We start from the raw sequence: 16,251 nt of genomic DNA on the forward strand, positions 1-16,251 counted from the left end.
CCCCTCCCTGGAGCTCCCGTGCACCACACCCGCAAGGCCGCCCCCGCAGTCCGCGCCGCGCGGCTCGCCTCCTGCGCCCTGCTGGCCACGGTCGCCGTCCTCACCGGATGCGAACGCGGCTCCTCCGGCGACGCCGACGAGAGCACCACGGGCCCGAGCGGCTGCCCCGCCGTCCACACCCGGGCCCGGGAAGCCGTCACCCGGGCGGAGCGGAACGACATCCCCTGGGGCGGACCCACCAGCGGCCCCCGCGCGGTGTCCGGCAAGACCCTCGTCTACGTCGCCCAGACCATGACGAACCCCGGTGTCGCGGGCGCGGCCGACGGGGTGCGCGACGCCGCCCGTGCCATCGGCTGGAACGTCCGGGTGATCGACGGCGGCGGCACCCCGGCCGGTATCCAGGCGGCCATGAGCGAAGCCGTCGCCCTGCGGCCCTCGGGCATCGTCATCGGCGGGTTCGACCCCGACTCGACGGCCCAGCAGACCGCCCGGGCCAACGCCCAGCGCATCCCGTTGATCGGCTGGCACGCGGTCCCCGACCCCGGCCCCAGCCGCCGGCCCGACCTCTTCACCAACGTCACCACCCGCGTCCGGGACGTGGCCCGCATCAGTGCGCAGTGGATCATCTCCGACTCCGACGGCCGCGCCGGAGTCGTGCTCATCACCGACGCGTCGATCCCCTTCGCCCGGAACAAGTCCGACCTGATCCGCGAGGAACTGGCCGACTGCCAGGACGTGAAACTGCTCTCGGTGGAGAACATCCCGATCCCCGACGCGAGCAGCCGTACCCCGCGGGAGATCTCCTCCCTGCTCTCCCGCTTCCAGGACCGCTGGACCCACTCCGTGGCCATCAACGACCTGTACTTCGCCGACGCCGCCCCCGCCTTCCGCGCCGCCGGCGAGAAGGGCTCCGGACCGCCCTTCAACATCGGGGCCGGCGACGGTGACCCGTCCGCCTTCCAGCGCGTCAACAGTCAGCAGTACCAGGCCGCCACCGTGCCCGAACCGCTGTCCCTCCAGGGCTGGCAGATCGTCGACGAGTTCAACCGCGCCTTCTCCGGCCGCCCCCACAGCGGGTACGTGGCCCCCGTGCACATCGCGACGGCCGACAACAGTGAAGGGGCCACGGCCTGGGACCCGTCGGGCTACCGGGAGGCCTACCGGAAGATCTGGGGGAAGTGACGGCCGCTCAGGTGCCGATCCCTTCACGGAACATGCACGGAACCTCGGAATCCCTTTAACTCTCAATCGCTACTGTCACGTCAGTCGAGTGGCCGCCGGGGGTCGATCCGAGCGGGGCCCGTCCGCGGCGGCCCTCTTCCCCCCACCAGGCACAGGAGACTCGGTGTGTACGACGGCGACGTAGTGGTGATCGGCGGCGGCTACGCCGGTGTCCGCCTGGCCAGGCGGCTCGACGGCACGGCCCGGGTCACGCTGGTGGACCGCAAGGAGGTCTTCTTCCACCGCATCGCCTCCCTGCGCGCCGGGGTGCACCCCGAGTGGACGCACACGCCCTTCATCCCCTACGACCGGCTGCTGCGCCACGGCCGCCTGGTCACCGGCAAGGCCGTCCGCGTCGACACCGCCGAGCGGCAGGTCGTCCTCGCCACCGGCGAGCGGCTGCCGTACGACGTCGTCGTGATCGCCACCGGCGCCGACTACCCCGAGCCGGCCCGCTTCACCGGCACCACCACCGAGGAAGCGGCCAAGTCGTTCGCCGAGCACCAGCGCGACGTCGCCACGGCCGAGCACGTCCTGGTCGTCGGCGGCGGCCCGGGCGGCGTCGAACTCAGCGCCGAGATCCGCCTCGCCCGCCCGGACGCCCGGGTCACCCTCGCCCACTCCGGGTCCGCGCTGCTCGACTCCGTGGGCAACGCCCGCCCGGGGCGCAAGGCCCTGGCCTGGCTGGAGTCCCACGACGTCGAGGTGCTGCTCGACTCCTTCATGTCGCCCGGCACCGACTTCGGCACCTACCGCGACGCCCGCGGCACGATCGTCGAGGCCGACCTGTCCTTCTGGGCGACGGGCACCACCCCCAACACGCTCTGGCTGCGCCTGGCCGGACACGGCGACTGGCTCAACGCGGCCGGCCGCGTGAAGGTCGACCGGACGCTCCGGGTGGAGGGCCGGCTGGACGTGTTCGCCGTCGGCGACGTGAACGACGTCAGCGAACTCAAGGTCACCCCCGCCGCCCTCGCCCAGGCCGACACCGCCGCCCACAACATCCGTACCTATCTGCAGAGTTCGGGCAAGCACCGCAGGGAACCGCGCCTGTACCGCCCGACCCGGCGCACCCCGCTCATCGTGCCCTTCGGGTCCGCCGACGGACTGACCGTGCTGCCCGTGCCGGGCGGCGAGTCCGCCGTCCTCGGCAGCCGCACCACCACCCTGGCCAAGGCGAAGAGCCGCATGACGCCCTACATGCGCCGTCAACTCGGGTACACGGCCGCCTGACCCGGCCGGACCGTCCCCGCCACTCCACCCCCGGCCGTTACCCGCGAGTTCAGCCTGGGGTAGGGTCCCCACCGTTTCCGGCTACCGGCTGGTGGTGTGCCGGTACAGGGCGTGTCGGAGGGTGGCAAGAAGATGGAATCCCAGCGGGGTGACGGCGGATCCGTGGACCTGGACGGCCCGGGACTGGAGGCGCTCGCTCCCGAACCGCTGCTGACCAGGGACTACGAGACGCGTCCCGCGCTCGTGTACGAGCGGCTGCGGCAGCAGCACGGCCCGGTCGCGCCGGTCGACCTGCTGGGGGTGCCGGCCTGGCTGGTCCTCGGCTACCGCGAATCGCTCCAGGTGCTCCAGGACGACGACGGCTGGCCCAAGGGACTGGAGAACTGGCGGGCCCGCACCGAGGGCAGGGTGCCGGCCGACTGGCCGCTCGGACCCTCCCTGGAGGTCAACCACATCCTGATCCAGGGCGGCCCCGGCTACCGGCCGCTGCGCACCGCGTGGGACGTCGCCCTCAAGCCCTTCCAGGACCCCCGTCATCCCCAGGCCAAGCGCCTGAAGTCCGCCGTCACCGCCTACGCCGACGAACTGATCACCCTCGTCGGGCAGGGCGGAAAGACGGGTGTGGCGGACCTGTCCGCGCAGTTCTCCCGGCCGCTGCCGCTGATGGTGGCCAGCCATCTGCTGGGCTTCCCCGGCTCGCAGGGCGACGACGCGCTGATGGACATGTGGCGCGTGCTCGACGCGGGCCAGGACGCCGAGGCCGCGCTGGAACGCCTGCTGGCGACACTGGCCGAACTGGCCGCGCTGAAGCTTCAGAAGCCGGGCGACGACTTCCCCTCGTACCTGCTGGCCGCCCACCCGGACCTCTCGCTCGACCAGCTCGCCCGAGAGCTGTTCATGCTGCTCGGCATGACGTCCGACCACGTCGGCATCCTCATCTCCAACACCGTGGTGGAGGTCATGTCGGGCGAGGGCAGCGTGCGCGCCAGCCTGTCCGCCGGTATGGTCAGGGAGAGCATGAACCGGGTCGTCATGCGCAAGCCGCCCCTGGTCAATTTCGTCCCGCGCTTCGCGGCCCGGGACACCCCCCTCGGCAACTACACGATCCGGGCAGGCGACCCCGTGTGGGTCTCCCCGGGCGCCGCCCATGCCGACCCGCTCTTCGCCGACCACGTCGCCTCGGGCACCACCATCAGCACCCGGGCCCACCTGTCCTGGGGGGCCGGGCCGCGTCAGTGCCCGGCGCGGGAGCTCGCCTCGGCGGTCGCGGCGGTCGGGGTGGGGCGCCTGTTCGAGCGGTTCGACCACCTCGACCTGGCCCTGCCCGCCGACCAACTGCCGTGGCGTTCCTCGCCGTTCATGCGCGGCCTGCGTTCCCTGCCCGTGCACTACGAACTCGCCTCCGCGCCGCCCCCGCGGCCGTGGGCGGACGACCCGGCACCCGGGGTGGCCGAGGAGGTCCTGCCGGACCCGTCCGCCCGGCAGCGCTCCTCGTTGTGGCGGTACCTGACGGGCCTCATCCGCGGCGGCCGCTGAGCTGCGCGGACCGAGCGGCGAGGGCCGGCGGCCGGCCGGCCCGCGTCGATCCGGTCGCGGCCAACGGCCGGGCCGCTCCGCGACCGACGTCCCCGTCCGAGCCGATGCCGGGCCGACGGTGGCCGACAGTGATCGAGTGGTGGGGTGCGGGGGCCGGGCGTACCGTCGAACGGTGGACACCGCAGGCAGCAGCCCGCAGCCGGCTTCACCACAGACGACCACCACCAGGGAATCCGGTGGTGGCGGAAGCACGATGGCACTCCTCGTCATCGCCTCGTGCCAGTTGATGGTGGTCCTCGACATCACCATCGTGAACATCGCGCTGCCGCACATCCAGAGTGCGCTGGACTTCTCCACCACCAGCCTGTCCTGGGTGGTCAACGCCTACACCCTCACCTTCGGCGGCCTGCTGCTGCTCGGCGGCCGGGCCGGCGACATCCTCGGCCGGCGGCGCGTCTTCATCTTCGGCGTGCTGCTCTTCGCACTCGCCTCCCTGCTCGGAGGCTTCGCCCAGAACTCCGGCCAACTCCTCGGCGCACGCGCCCTGCAGGGCGTGGGCGGTGCCATCGCCTCCCCGACCTCCCTCGCCCTGATCAGCACCACCTTCCGCGAGGGACCGGAACGCAACCGAGCCTTCGGGGTCTTCGCCGCGGTCTCGGCCGGCGGCGGCGCGATCGGCCTGCTCGCCGGCGGCATGCTGGTGGAGTGGCTGAACTGGCGGTGGGTGCTGTTCGTCAACGTGCCCATCGGCCTGCTCATCGTGCTCGCCACACCGCGCTTCATCAAGGAGTCCGAACGCCACCCCGGGCGCTTCGACATCGCCGGCGCACTCACCTCCACCGCGGGCATGGTGCTGCTCGTCTACGGCTTCATCAGAGCCGCGCAGGAAGGCTGGCGGGACGCCCTGACCCTCGCCTCGTTCGCCGGGGCGGTCGTGGTCCTGGCGGCCTTCGTCATGATCGAGCGGCGTTCGAAACAGCCCATCACGCCGCTGCACATGTTCGCCGACCGCAACCGTGCGGGCACCTACGGCATCATGCTGTGCCTGGCCGCCGCCATCTTCGGCATGTTCTTCTTCCTCACGCTCTTCGTGCAGGACGTGCTCGGGTTCAGCCCGCTCGCGGCCGGACTCGCCTTCCTGCCGGTCAGTGCGGTCATCGCCGTCGGAGCCGGACTGGCCTCGCGGTTCCTGCCCGTCTACGGGCCCAAGCCGTTCATGGTGGTGGGCGCGATCCTGGCGGCGGCCGGCCTGGCCTGGCTGACCCTGACCGACGTTCACTCCACGTACGCGGGCAGCGTCCTCGGCCCGATGCTCGTCTTCAGCCTGGGCATGGGCATGGAGTTCGTGTCACTGACCCTCATGGCGCTGTCCAACGTGCCCACACCGGAGACCGGTGCGGCCTCGGGACTTCTCAACGCCACCCAGCAGGTCGGCGGCTCCCTCGGACTGTCCATCCTCGTCACGATGTACGGCACGGCCAGCACCAACGAGGCGAACGAACAGATCCCGGACTTCCTCCGGCAGGCGACCCCGGCCGAACGCATGCGCTTCGAAGAGACCGGGCAGGTGCCCAAACCCTGGTCCGACGAGATCCTCACCTCCGGTGTCTCGGCCGCCTTCATCATGGCCGCGATCTTCACCGCGGTGGCCGCGCTGATCGCCCTGGTCGTCATCCAGGTCCGCCCCTCCGACCTGGAACGCCTCAAGGGAGGAGGAGCAGGCCCCGGCCCGATGTGAGGCCCGCCCCCTCAGGTCCCCTACGACCCGATCCGCGCCGCGATGACCGGCGCCAGCCGGTCGGCTATGACCCGGTGCCCCCGGTCGTTGGGATGCACCGAGTCCGTCAGATCGCCCGAGCCCAGCCAGCCGGTGGTGTCGACGAAGGAGACCCGCGCGTCACCCCCGGCGACGGCGGCCTTCACCGCGGCCTCGGTCTGCGGGACGAACCGCCCGCGGAACGTCTCCAGCGCGAAGATCCACGCCTGCGGATAGGCGGCCCGCACCTTGCGCAGCAGACTGGTGTACGCCGACTGGAACTGCGCCGAGCTCACCCCGTGCCCGACGTCGTTGGTGCCGAGGTTGATGACGACCGCGTCGGCCCGGTAGCGGGAGAAGTTCCAGTCGGGCGTCGCCGCGTTCGGGTTGAGCTTGGTGAACTGCCGCTCCAGCCCCACGCACCCGTCCGCCGCGGCCACCAGGCACGCACCGCCCTGCGCTATCTGCGTGTGCTCGACGCCCAGTCGCTCCCCGATCAGCCAGCCGTAGGCGGTACGGGCATTCTGCGAGCTCGTCGTGCCCACAGTGATCGAGTCGCCGACGAACTCGACCAGCTTGGCCGGGGCCGGCGGCGCGAACGTCGTCCCGCCGCTGTCCAGGACCAGTCCCTGGAAGACGGCGTCACCCTTGTACGACCCGGCCACCACCTGGTAGTTGACCTGGAGGGTGTGGTTGCCGGGAGAGAGGGCCGTCAGGGTCAGGTTCACCGTCCCCTTGACGTCGTCGTAGAAACGCACGGGACCGTTGTCGATGCGCGCCCACAGGTCGATCGTGTTCCGCTGCTTCAGCTTGACCGTCCGGCCGGTGAAGCCGACCCGGTAGTACGCGCCCGCCCAGTACGGGGTGTAGGCGGTGGAGGAGCTGCTTGTGTCCCAGCGGCCGACGAACTTGATGTTCGGGTCGCCGGGCTGTCCGGGGGCGGCCGCCTTCACCGTGGTGCCGGTGAAGCCGGTCCGCACTGCGGCGGCCTGCGCGGGCGGGCCACCGGCCCAGGAGAGCAGGCAGGTCATGAGCACCGCCGCGAAGAGGGCCGGCAAGGTGCGTCTCGGGAAGGTGTGGGGGGAGGTCTGCACGAGGTTCCCTTCACGTAGGGACGGACTGGGAGCGCTCCCATAGGCAGTCATTCGAGAGAAGCAGTGAAACGGTTCAGCGTCAACCGCGCCGCCGTTGAGGGGAGTCGAGGGGAGAAACACCCGGAGGGCCGCTCGCGCGGCACGGGCGCCATACGGCCGGGTGGCGGGTGCCCGCGGCGCTTCGTCGGGTGAATCTGAGACCGCCGGCGCCCTGAACACCGTTCGCGGCGGAAGCCTCACAGGGTGAGCGAAGGAGGAGGACCACCCCATCGGCGGCTCGGGCGCGTGCTGCGCGACGCGCTCGGGGTCCGCGGCGCCCTGCACCGGCGCAGACTGATGCGGCAGGGTTACGACCGGACCAGGACCTGGCGGGTCCGCAAGAGCGGCGCCTACGTGGCACTGCTGGTGCTGACGTTCACCGGCGCACTGCTCCTGCTGTTCCTGGCCATCACGGCCCTGGTCAGCCTGCCGCAGAAGGACGGTGTCCAAACGCCCGTCCGGTGGATCGGCGATCAGTGCGGCGCCCCCGACGGTTTCAGCTGCACCGTCCTGCAGTCGCTCTTCATGCCGTTCCTCACCCTCGCCCTGGCCACCGTCACCTACCTGTTCTTCCGCTTCAGACACGTACGCCGGGCGTATGTGCGCAAGGCGCTGGAGGATCCCCACGACCTCGTGGAGACCGCGGGCGGCATCTTCGGCCGGGTCGTCGGCCGCGACCAGCTCTGCGCCGTCCTCATGGAGGACCTCCGCGACCGCCGCTTCCGCCGTACCCACGTCGTCGTCGGCGGCATCGGCACCGGCAAGACCGCGCTGGTGGTCCTGCTGACCCAGCGGCTCGCCGAGCGCGGGGCGGTGCCCGTGCCGCTGCGGCTGCGCGCCGCCGACAGGAAACTGGACTTCCGTGAGCTGGCCTTCGAACGCTTCTGTCAGGAGGTGCAGGGCACCATCCGCTCCGGCGCGGAAGCGGAGAAGGTGTGGCGGCGGCTGAGCCAGCAGGGCCGGATCGTGGTCCTCGCGGACGGACTGGACGAAGCGCTCACCACACAAGCCCTGACGGAGGAGCGCGACACCATCATCCGGCTCGCCATCCGCCGCGCCAACGAGGAGGGCCTGCCGCTGATCATCACCTCCCGGCCGCACGACTCGTTGCGCGGCATGGAGGCCTCCCTCACCGAGCTGGAGCCGCTGAGCGAGGAGGCCGCCCTCACCTACATCTCGTCCGGGGGCGCCGGGGAGGACCGCCAGCGGCTGGACTGGATCGTCGAGCGGGCCGGCATCGCGGAGGCGCCGACCTATCTGGAGATCGCGGCCGAACTGCACGAACAGGGCCTGCTGGAGCGCGCCCTGAGCGCCCCCACGGAGGAAGAGGCGGTGGAGACCAGGGGCGGCGACCGGGCGTCCTTGCGATTCCATCTGTTCGAAACCTGGCTCAGCGCCCTCATCAGCGGCCGTTTCCAGCCGCACCTGCCCCTCTCCCCCGAGGAGCGCCGCTCGACCGTCCACTACCTGTCCGCGCTCGCGTGCGTGGGACTCGCCCTCGACACCTCCGAGGTGCGGTTCACCGACGTCGTCGACGAGCAGGACCCGGCCCGCTCCCGCTACCCCGAGATCGTCCGCGAACTGGCCCGCAGGGTCGGCGACAGCGGCATCGACCTCAGGCTCGCCGCCCACTGGGGCGCCCGGATGGAGCTGGTCGAGCTCGGCGGGGACCGCGTCCGCTTCCAGCACAGCGTCATCCAGGCCCAGCTGGGCGCCCGCTTCCTGAACGCGGTGATCCACCCCGACGTCCCGGACGAACCCCGCGAGGGGTCGTTCTTCCCGGCGGCCCTGCGCAGTCCGGGCCGGGAACTGCTGATCGCCATGGTGCTGCACTCCCGGCTGCCGGACGGGGCGTGCGTCCACGACGAGCCGGGCGCGGCGGGCCCGGACGGGACCTGCTGGTGCCCGGTGAGCGCCGCCCGCGACCTGTTGATGGAGGCCGCCTGCCAGGCGCAGTCGGTCCGCAACTGCGGCCAGGGCAACGACGACCACCAAGAGGTGCGCCCGCTCTTCGGCCGCACCCTGCACAGCAAAGCCCTGGAGCTCTACGCGGCGGCCCTGGAGATCGACAGCGTCGACGCCGAGCCCGAGCAGCACCTGATCGCCATGCGGCTGTGCACCTCCTGGCCGGAGCTGCGGGCCCGCGACCCGCACACCCTGCAGACCGCCAAGGCCCTGCTCGTGACCCGGTTCGGCGAGGCCATGCGCGGGGTCGCCCAGCGCCAGACGCTCCGGCCCGCCTACCTGGAACTGTTCGAGATCGCGCGCCTGGAACCCTCGTACGCCGTCCGTCTCGCCATCGCGCAGGAGATCGGAGCCGGCGGCGACCTCGCCTTCGAGGCGCTCCAGCCCAGACTGCGTGGACCGCAGGTGGTCGAGAGCGGGCGGGTGGAGCGGGAGCCCGACTGGACGGAGGAGATCTGGGGCGGCCAGCAGCCCGAGGTCGTCGGCGAGCGCGAGAGCCGACGCCGACGGCACGGCGAGGGCCAGGTCGCCCGCATGAAACGGGAACTGAAGGAGCGTGAGCAGCAACGGCGTCAGGAGCGCCGGCGGGAGCGCGAGGACCGCGAGGCCGAGGAACGGCAGTGGCGGGACAACACCCTGTGCGCCTGGCTGGTCCCGCTGCTCGTCGGCTCGGTCACCACCCACCGGCACCAGGACACACCGTACGCCTTCCTGGAGAGCTGGGTGCGCCGCGTCGGCATCCCCGAGGACAGCCCGGACGCGCGCGCCGGACTCGACCTCCACGTGGAGGTGGCACTCGCGCAGGGCTTCAAGTACGCGGCGAACCGGCGGCACCGCCATCCGCACGCCCGGGCCGAGGCCCGCGAGTACCTCAGCGAGCAGGCCTGGGACATGCTCAAGCGCACCCGCTTCTGGTTCACCCGCCTGACACTGCTGCACGCGCTCACCCTCTGGGACCTGCCCGACGGCGCCACGACCTCCCGCCCCTCCAGCGGCCACGGTTCCGACCCCGCCCAGCAGGTCCGTCAGTGGCTGGCCCGGCCGGACGGCGAGCCGGAGCACCCCTTCGTGACGGCGGCCGGGAAGCTGTGCGTGTGGGCGCTCGAAACCCGGCAGCCCGAACGGTTCCTGTGGGTCGACGAGTCGGGCGTCGCCGCGCACGTCGGCTCCCAGACGTCCCGGGGCGAGGCCCGAAAGCACAACCTCTGGATCCCGCCCTCCACCGGCTGGAGCGCCCTCCACCCGAGCGCGCAGCAACTGCTCGCCGACGTGCTGCTGCTGCTCAACCTCGCCGAGCGCGGCGACTGGCCCACCGACCGCATCCGCCGCCTGCAGCACACCGCCCGCCCCGACCTGCCGCCCTGCCTCACCCTGGACCGCAGCCCGCTCGACCCCGGCCGTACCGCCGTCCGCACGGCGTCCTCCCAGGCGGGCTCCAACTGCCGCGACGACTGCGCCTTCGAACTGTGCCCCTACCCTCCCAAGGGCCTCGACGGCCAGCGCGTGGAACTCGGTGAGGCCTTCTGCCGCGCCCAGGCCACCCTCCTGTCCCACTCCCGCTCCGGCCTGCACCCCAAGGCGTCCTGGCAACGCCGCACCAGCACCGCGGAGTTGCGGGCGTTCTGGGAGTCGATGGGGCATCGGGCGCAGCACAATGCGCGGCCGCGGTGAAACGGGCACCGGTGCAGTGCGGAGCCGTCCGGGCGTTGCGCGACTGCCCGTCCGTGGCGGACGCCTGTCACGGCCGCGGCCGGGGAAACGTCTCCAGCGCCGCGGCCAGGCCTGCCGCGTCCGTGCCGATCTTGCGGTAGACGGAGGAGAGCAGCCGCCGCACGCCCTCCTCGGTGAGGTGCAGCTCCTTGGCCACGACCGCCGCGGCGTGGCCCCCCACCGTCATCTCGGCGGCCTTGCGCTCCTGCGCTGTGAGCGTGTCCGTCTGTGCATAGCGCAGGGGCAGCGGTCGCAGTCCGGCGGCGGACAGTTCCCTCCTGGCCCGGGCGGCGAGGCCCTCGGCACCGCAGTGCACCGCGCCCTCCAGACCTTGGTAGAGGCGGTCGGCGGCCTGGTGCAGACGGCCGTCGCGGGCCAGCGCGGCGCCGTGGCCGACCAGGGCACGGGCCAGCTCGTACGCGGCGGGCGACTGCTGCAGCTGGTCGACGGCCTGCGCGTGCAGATCGAGCCCCGCCTCACCGCCCGTCACCTCCGCCTGCGTATGGAGCGCCTGGCCGATCGCGGACGCCGCGCCGAAGTCCCGGGCCCGCTTCACCGCGTCCTGGGCGTGGCGCACCGCCCGGTCGGGAGCACTGCGCGACAGGGCCGAGGCCAGCCCCAGCTGCCAGGGGCACCATGCGGGGTTGCGCCATTCCCGGCCCTCCAGCCATTCCCCGACACGGGTCAGCAGGGGAGCGGCCTCGTCGGGCCGCCCCTCCGCCAGGAGCAACTCGGCGTAAACCGTGCGCGGGTCGGGATAGATGACGGCGTTCGGGATGACGTCGCCGTAGTGGTACGTGTCGGCGAGCCGACGTGCCGCCACGACGCGGCCGCGGGCCAGGAGCGTCTGGATCAGGATGCCGATGGCGAACCACTGGGCGGGCACCGCGCCTTCCACCCGGTCGGCGATGCGCAGGCCCTCCCGCACCGCGTTCTCGGCCTCGGCCAGACAGCCACGGCGGTAGCGGATGTACCCGGAGAGCGTCTGCCCCAGGGCCAGGTGGGAACCGCGCCAGCCCTTCGACTCGCACTCCGCCATGCCCTTCGCGAACAGTTCCTCGGCCCGCCGCGGCTGGTCGCAGTACATGAACACCAGCGCTACCGAGACGGGCACCTCGAAGCCGTGATTCTCATGGGTCCAGCTCAGCCCGCCGCGCAGGGCCTTCTCGGCGTAGGCGAGAGCCTTGTGGCGGGGCTCCCCGCACATCATCGCGTCCCAGGCGCGCGAGCCGATGATGTAGCGCTCCTCCGGACCGCGCCCGGGCAGGCGGTCGGCGAGCCGGGCCAGCTTGCGTGAACGGCCGGCCGAGTCGACCTCGTCGGTGCGGAACGCGCTCCACACGAAGTGGTCGGCCTGCATCCGCAGCCTGATCCGAGGATGGGCGGCGGCCCGCTGCGCCTCGTCCGCGGCCACCGTCGCCGCCTCCGCCATCCGGTCGGTGTGGGCCAGGGCCTGGGTCAGCCGGTACACCATGGAGGCACGCAGCTCGGGGTCGATGCCCGGTTCCGCGAGCGCCTCGCGCAGGTGGGTCACGGTCGCCGTCGGCTTGATGAGGAAGGTCGCGCAGGCGAGTTCGTGCAACAGCGCGGCGCGTTCCTCAGGCAGCGGTGGTTCCTGCAGAGCCCGGTTCAGCAGCCGTCGGGCGGCCTCCGGGGCGCCGGAGTGCAGCGCCTCCCGGGCGGCCTCCCGCAGACAGGCCACGGCCTCGGCGCTGCCTTCGCAGGGGACTTCCAGCAGGTGCCGGGCCGCGGCGGCCTGACCGAGCCCGGCGGCCCGGACGGCCTCCGCGGCCGAGTTGTGCAGCCCCTCGCGCAGACTCGGTCCGATGGACCGGTAGATCGTGGTGGCGATCAGGGGATGAAGGAATTCCAGGGTCTCTCCGCGTGCCCTTCCGTCGGCCAGCACACGGGCGGCGCGCAGCTTCTCCGTGGCCTCGGCCGCCGCCGTGCTGCCGATCGCCGCGATACGGGCGGCCAGTTCCGGTGGGATGGCCTGCCCGAGCACGGCCGCGGCGTAGGCGAAGCGGACGGTGGTGGTGCCCAACCCCTGGAGTCGCTCGATCAGTCCGGGCCCCTTCACCGCGGCGGCCAGATCGCGCATCGTGGGCAAGTCCTCTCTGGTGCCCCGCAGATCGCGCTCGCCGAGCCTGATGGAGAGCTCCACCGCCTCGAAGGGGCTCCCCCCGGTGATCTCCCAGCATTCCTCGCAGAAGGCGTCCTCGGCCTGCTCGCCGACCTCGTCCCGGACGATCCTGGCGACGGCCGTGGCGCTGAGCGGCGCCAAGGTGAAGGGACGGTTCCCCAGGTCGGCGGAGGGGGAACCGAACGCCGCTGCCTCGAGGGGCAGTTCGTCCGGCCGGAAGGCGACGACGATCAGCAGTGACAGGTCCACGGCCCGCGGAGCGAACGAGGCCAGCCAGGTCAGTGACTCGACGTCCGCCCAGTGCAGATCGTCCAGCAGCAGGACCACGGGCGTCTTCGTCACCGCGAGTCGCGTCATCACCCAGTCGAGACCGTCACGGACCCCGGTCGGGTCCGGAACATGGCCGCCGCTGGGAGCGGCGACCAGACCGAGTGCGGCGGCGACGATGTCGTACCAGCCGCCCAGGAAGGCACGGAGCTCGCCCTCGTCCATCGACGCCAACGAGGGCTGGACGACCTGGCGCACCAGGTGGAACGCCAGCCCCTGCTCCTTCTCGCCGCCCCGGCCCGACAGCACGGTGAATCCCTGCGCGCGGGCGCGGACGCGGGCCTCGGTCAACAGGGCGGTCTTGCCCATCCCGGCCGGACCGGTGAAGGCGAGGAGCCCACCGCGCGGTGCCTGTGGCACACCGTCGACGGTGTCCCGCAGGCCCGTCAGTGCCGACTCCAGTGCCCGCAGCTCCTTGCGGCGCTCGAGCAACGGCCGGGTTGCGGGCATGGGTTGCCGCAGCTCATTCGCCATGTGCCGTACCGCTTCCTGTCGTCGGCCATCGGGAGGCAGCGCGAGCGTATGCCGCCCGATGGGCAGCGCTCCGGAATCCGGAACGAACACGACAAAGAAGGGTGAACGACCTGCTATACCCGCGTGAAATGCGGGCCGGGCGGGTAGCGTGGCCCGAATGGGCACCCGTCACGCACCCTGACGCCCCGTCCTTTCACCGCAGACCCGGAGCCGCCGCGTCCGCGTAGCGCGGCACGGTGCGGGACCAGTAGTAGCAGCCACGGATCCAGCCGGCCATGCCTTCCACATAGCCGACGCCCGAAGGGCTCAACTCCGGTTCGATCTCGGCGTAGAGGCTTTCGAACGCGCGGATCGTGCGGTTGATCTGCTGGATGGCCAGGGTGACGGCCACCGGGAGAGGGCACTGATGGGCCCGCTGGTAGGCGAGGGCCAGGTTGATCATTTCGCCGGACCGCTGCTCCTTGACCGCGGAGAAGAGGTCGGGGATCCACACCGCGGCGTCGGCCGACAGCCGGCTCAGCTGTCGCATGACCGGGTGGTGGAGTTCCTCGGAGGTCAGTTCGCATGGCTGCGCGGCCTCACACAGCGGGTGGAAGGGTTCGACGCCCGCGGTGAGGGACCGTATCGAGGTGCACAGCCCGGGCCGCAGGGGGGAGGGATGAGTCTGGGCCACCGCCTCGTACAGCAGCCCGTGCACGTACTCGCGGCTCTTCCACGCCCAGCGGGAGGCCTGCGCGGGTGTGCACCGCCCGCGGACCTGCCGGTAGAGGTCGGACAGGGCCGCTCCCAGCGGAGTGCTGGGCGGTGCGCCGTCCCGCAGGATCGCGATGCTCTCGCCCAGCATGGGCAGCAACTGGCCGGGCCGGTGCCGGCCGACCTCCTCGGCCCGGTCGTCGAAGACGAACTGGTAGGCGATCTGGTGGGCGACGAGCTGCAGCACGCCGGGGTCCGCGTCCGGGCTGTTGTAGGAGGCGAGTTCGGCCGGGCGGGTGTGACAGATCATGGCCGAGACGCCCGGTTCGTCGCTCAACCCGGTCGCGCGCAGCCACTCGTCGACACCCGCCGTGACCGCGGCCTCGTGCGGACTGCGCCGGAACGGGAAGGGCATGTAGAGGTGAGCGTCGATCAGCTCCACCAAGGTGGACGCAGGAAGCACGTCCTGCGCGACTGCCGCCCGCTCCTCATGCGTGGTGGACACCGTTGTCACCGTCCCTCCGAATGTTCTTCGTCCCGGATACCGCCGTACCGGATACCGCCGTCCCGGCTTTGGACCCGAGGGCGAGGCCGTGCGGCGCGGTGCCGCCCGGTGCGTCCGCCCGCGATGTGCAGATCATCGTCAGTGACCTCGGGCCCAGCGTCGCCCCGGGACGCGGTGAGGTGACGCGCCCTGCCGGATGCCGTAGCCGCCAGCGACCGGCGATGGTCGCCAGGGCCACCGTCATCTCGGCCATGGAGAACACGTCACCGATGCATTTGCGGCTGCCGGCCGCGAACGGGATCAGCGCCGCCTGCGGGCGGGCTGCGGCCTCGCGCTCCAGCCAGCGCTCGGGCAGAAAGCGGTCGGGTTCGGGGAAGGAAGCGGGATCGTGATGCAGGAGATAGGGGCTGTACAGGACGGTGGTTCCCCGCGGCAGGCGGCGCCCGGCGAACTCCGTCTCCCGGGTGGTGACCCGAGTGAAGAGCCAGCCGGGCGGGGAGTGGCGCAGCGTCTCGGTGAGGACGGACCGGGTGTAGACCAGACGCGGCAGATCGTCGGCGTCCGGTAACCGGCCGGCGAGGACGCCGTCGATCTCGGCGTGCAGCCGCCGCTCCACCTCCGGGTGCCGGGCCAGGAGGCTGAAGGTGGACGCCAGACACATCGAAGGGCTCTCGGAACCGGTGAGCAGGAGAGACACCAACTGGTCGTGGACCTCGCGGTCGGTGACCGGAGGCCCGCCGTCCGCGTCCGCTGCGGCGTCCAGCAGGAGCCCCAGCAGATCGTCGCGGGGAGCGCCCCGGCGGCGCTCGTCGATGGCCGTGTCGATGAGTTCGCGAACACGCTCCACCGCCTGCCGGTAACGGCGGTTGGCGGGTGTGGGGAGACGGAACAGGGCGTCGACCGGTACGACCGTGCGCACGAACAGGCCTCGGACGATGGCGGCGAGGCAGTGCCGCACCTCGTCGGCCGCGGCAGGCCCGAGCGAGTCGGACAGCAGCAGCCCGCTGATCAGCCGAGTCGTCAGACCCAGCGTGGCGGCACTGACGTCGACCCGCTGCCCGCTGCGCCAGTCGCGGCACATCAGCGCGGCCTCCTCGGCCATCGCGTCCGTCTGCGCAGCGACGCCGGCGGGGCGGAAGGTGGGTTGCAGCAACCGGCGCTGACGCCGGTGCTCGGCATGCGGGCAGGTGACGACGCCGTCACCCATCAGTGCCCGGAGCCTGTCGTACTGCGGTCCGCCCTTGTCGAACGTGCGGGTGTCCCGGAGCATCCGGTGGACCAGTTGGGGGTGACAGACCATCCACGCCCGCTGCGGGCCGAGGCGTATCTCGACCAGATCGCCCTGTGCGGGAAGAGAATTCAGAAAATCCAGCGGCCGACGGAACAAGGCGATACCGTGGCCGATGGATGGGAATATGCCTGGAGCAGTACCAACCGTCCATGCCTGTTCCGATTCAGGAACGCAGCCGTTCATCGAATACCACCTGCTTCAGTCGACCTGGGAAAACGGTGATGTTTCACCGATGCGGCGCTTGCCCCATGTCCTGCCCAGTCC

The 16,251-nt window shown here is 71.8% G+C and carries 9 protein-coding genes; 5 read left to right on the forward strand and 4 right to left on the reverse strand.

Annotated elements, in window-relative coordinates; translation table 11 throughout:
* Window positions 1-18 precede the first annotated feature (18 nt).
* From FDO69_RS24735 to FDO69_RS24750, 4 genes are all read left to right on the forward strand, one after another.
* Window positions 19-1,182 carry a substrate-binding domain-containing protein gene (locus FDO69_RS24735; protein WP_104782045.1) on the forward strand — a complete coding sequence of 388 codons (1,164 nt, stop codon included), beginning with the start codon at window positions 19-21 and terminating at the stop codon, window positions 1,180-1,182.
* 165 nt (window positions 1,183-1,347) lie between these two features.
* Window positions 1,348-2,454 carry an NAD(P)/FAD-dependent oxidoreductase gene (locus FDO69_RS24740; RefSeq protein ID WP_104782046.1) on the forward strand — a complete coding sequence of 369 codons (1,107 nt, stop codon included), beginning with the start codon at window positions 1,348-1,350 and terminating at the stop codon, window positions 2,452-2,454.
* 132 nt (window positions 2,455-2,586) lie between these two features.
* Window positions 2,587-3,990 (forward strand): cytochrome P450, encoded by a 1,404-nt coding sequence (locus tag FDO69_RS24745; RefSeq protein WP_104782095.1) that lies wholly within the window; start codon window positions 2,587-2,589, stop codon window positions 3,988-3,990.
* A gap of 253 nt (window positions 3,991-4,243) precedes the next feature.
* On the forward strand, window positions 4,244-5,728 hold the full coding sequence (locus FDO69_RS24750) for an MFS transporter (protein WP_104782047.1): 1,485 nt from the start codon (window positions 4,244-4,246) through the stop codon (window positions 5,726-5,728).
* Window positions 5,729-5,748: 20 nt separating this feature from the next.
* Here the strand turns inward: FDO69_RS24750 and FDO69_RS24755 are convergent, their stop codons facing one another.
* Window positions 5,749-6,840 carry an SGNH/GDSL hydrolase family protein gene (locus FDO69_RS24755; protein ID WP_234388068.1) on the reverse strand — a complete coding sequence of 364 codons (1,092 nt, stop codon included), beginning with the start codon at window positions 6,838-6,840 and terminating at the stop codon, window positions 5,749-5,751.
* Window positions 6,841-7,083: 243 nt separating this feature from the next.
* On the opposite strand from FDO69_RS24755, the gene FDO69_RS24760 reads away from it, so the two are divergent.
* Entirely contained in the window at window positions 7,084-10,515 is a 3,432-nt protein-coding gene (locus FDO69_RS24760) for an NACHT domain-containing protein (RefSeq protein WP_234388069.1), read from the forward strand.
* A 67-nt stretch (window positions 10,516-10,582) separates the two neighbouring features.
* On the opposite strand, the gene FDO69_RS24765 is transcribed toward FDO69_RS24760, so the two are convergent.
* The 3 genes from FDO69_RS24765 to FDO69_RS24775 form a co-directional block, all read right to left on the reverse strand.
* The gene (locus FDO69_RS24765; RefSeq protein ID WP_234388070.1) at window positions 10,583-13,474 is read right to left on the reverse strand and encodes an ATP-binding protein; all 2,892 of its coding nucleotides are present in this window, start codon (window positions 13,472-13,474) and stop codon (window positions 10,583-10,585) included.
* Between the two features lie 217 nt (window positions 13,475-13,691).
* Window positions 13,692-14,696 (reverse strand): (-)-alpha-amorphene synthase, encoded by a 1,005-nt coding sequence (locus FDO69_RS24770; RefSeq protein WP_104782049.1) that lies wholly within the window; start codon window positions 14,694-14,696, stop codon window positions 13,692-13,694.
* Window positions 14,680-16,083 carry a cytochrome P450 gene (locus FDO69_RS24775; RefSeq protein ID WP_234388071.1) on the reverse strand — a complete coding sequence of 468 codons (1,404 nt, stop codon included), beginning with the start codon at window positions 16,081-16,083 and terminating at the stop codon, window positions 14,680-14,682. The genes FDO69_RS24770 and FDO69_RS24775 overlap by 17 nt, the downstream gene beginning before the upstream one ends.
* Window positions 16,084-16,251: the final 168 nt, after the last annotated feature.

This window comes from Streptomyces tibetensis (genome assembly GCF_007655005.1).
Taxonomy (GTDB): Bacteria; Actinomycetota; Actinomycetes; order Streptomycetales; family Streptomycetaceae; genus Streptomyces; species Streptomyces tibetensis.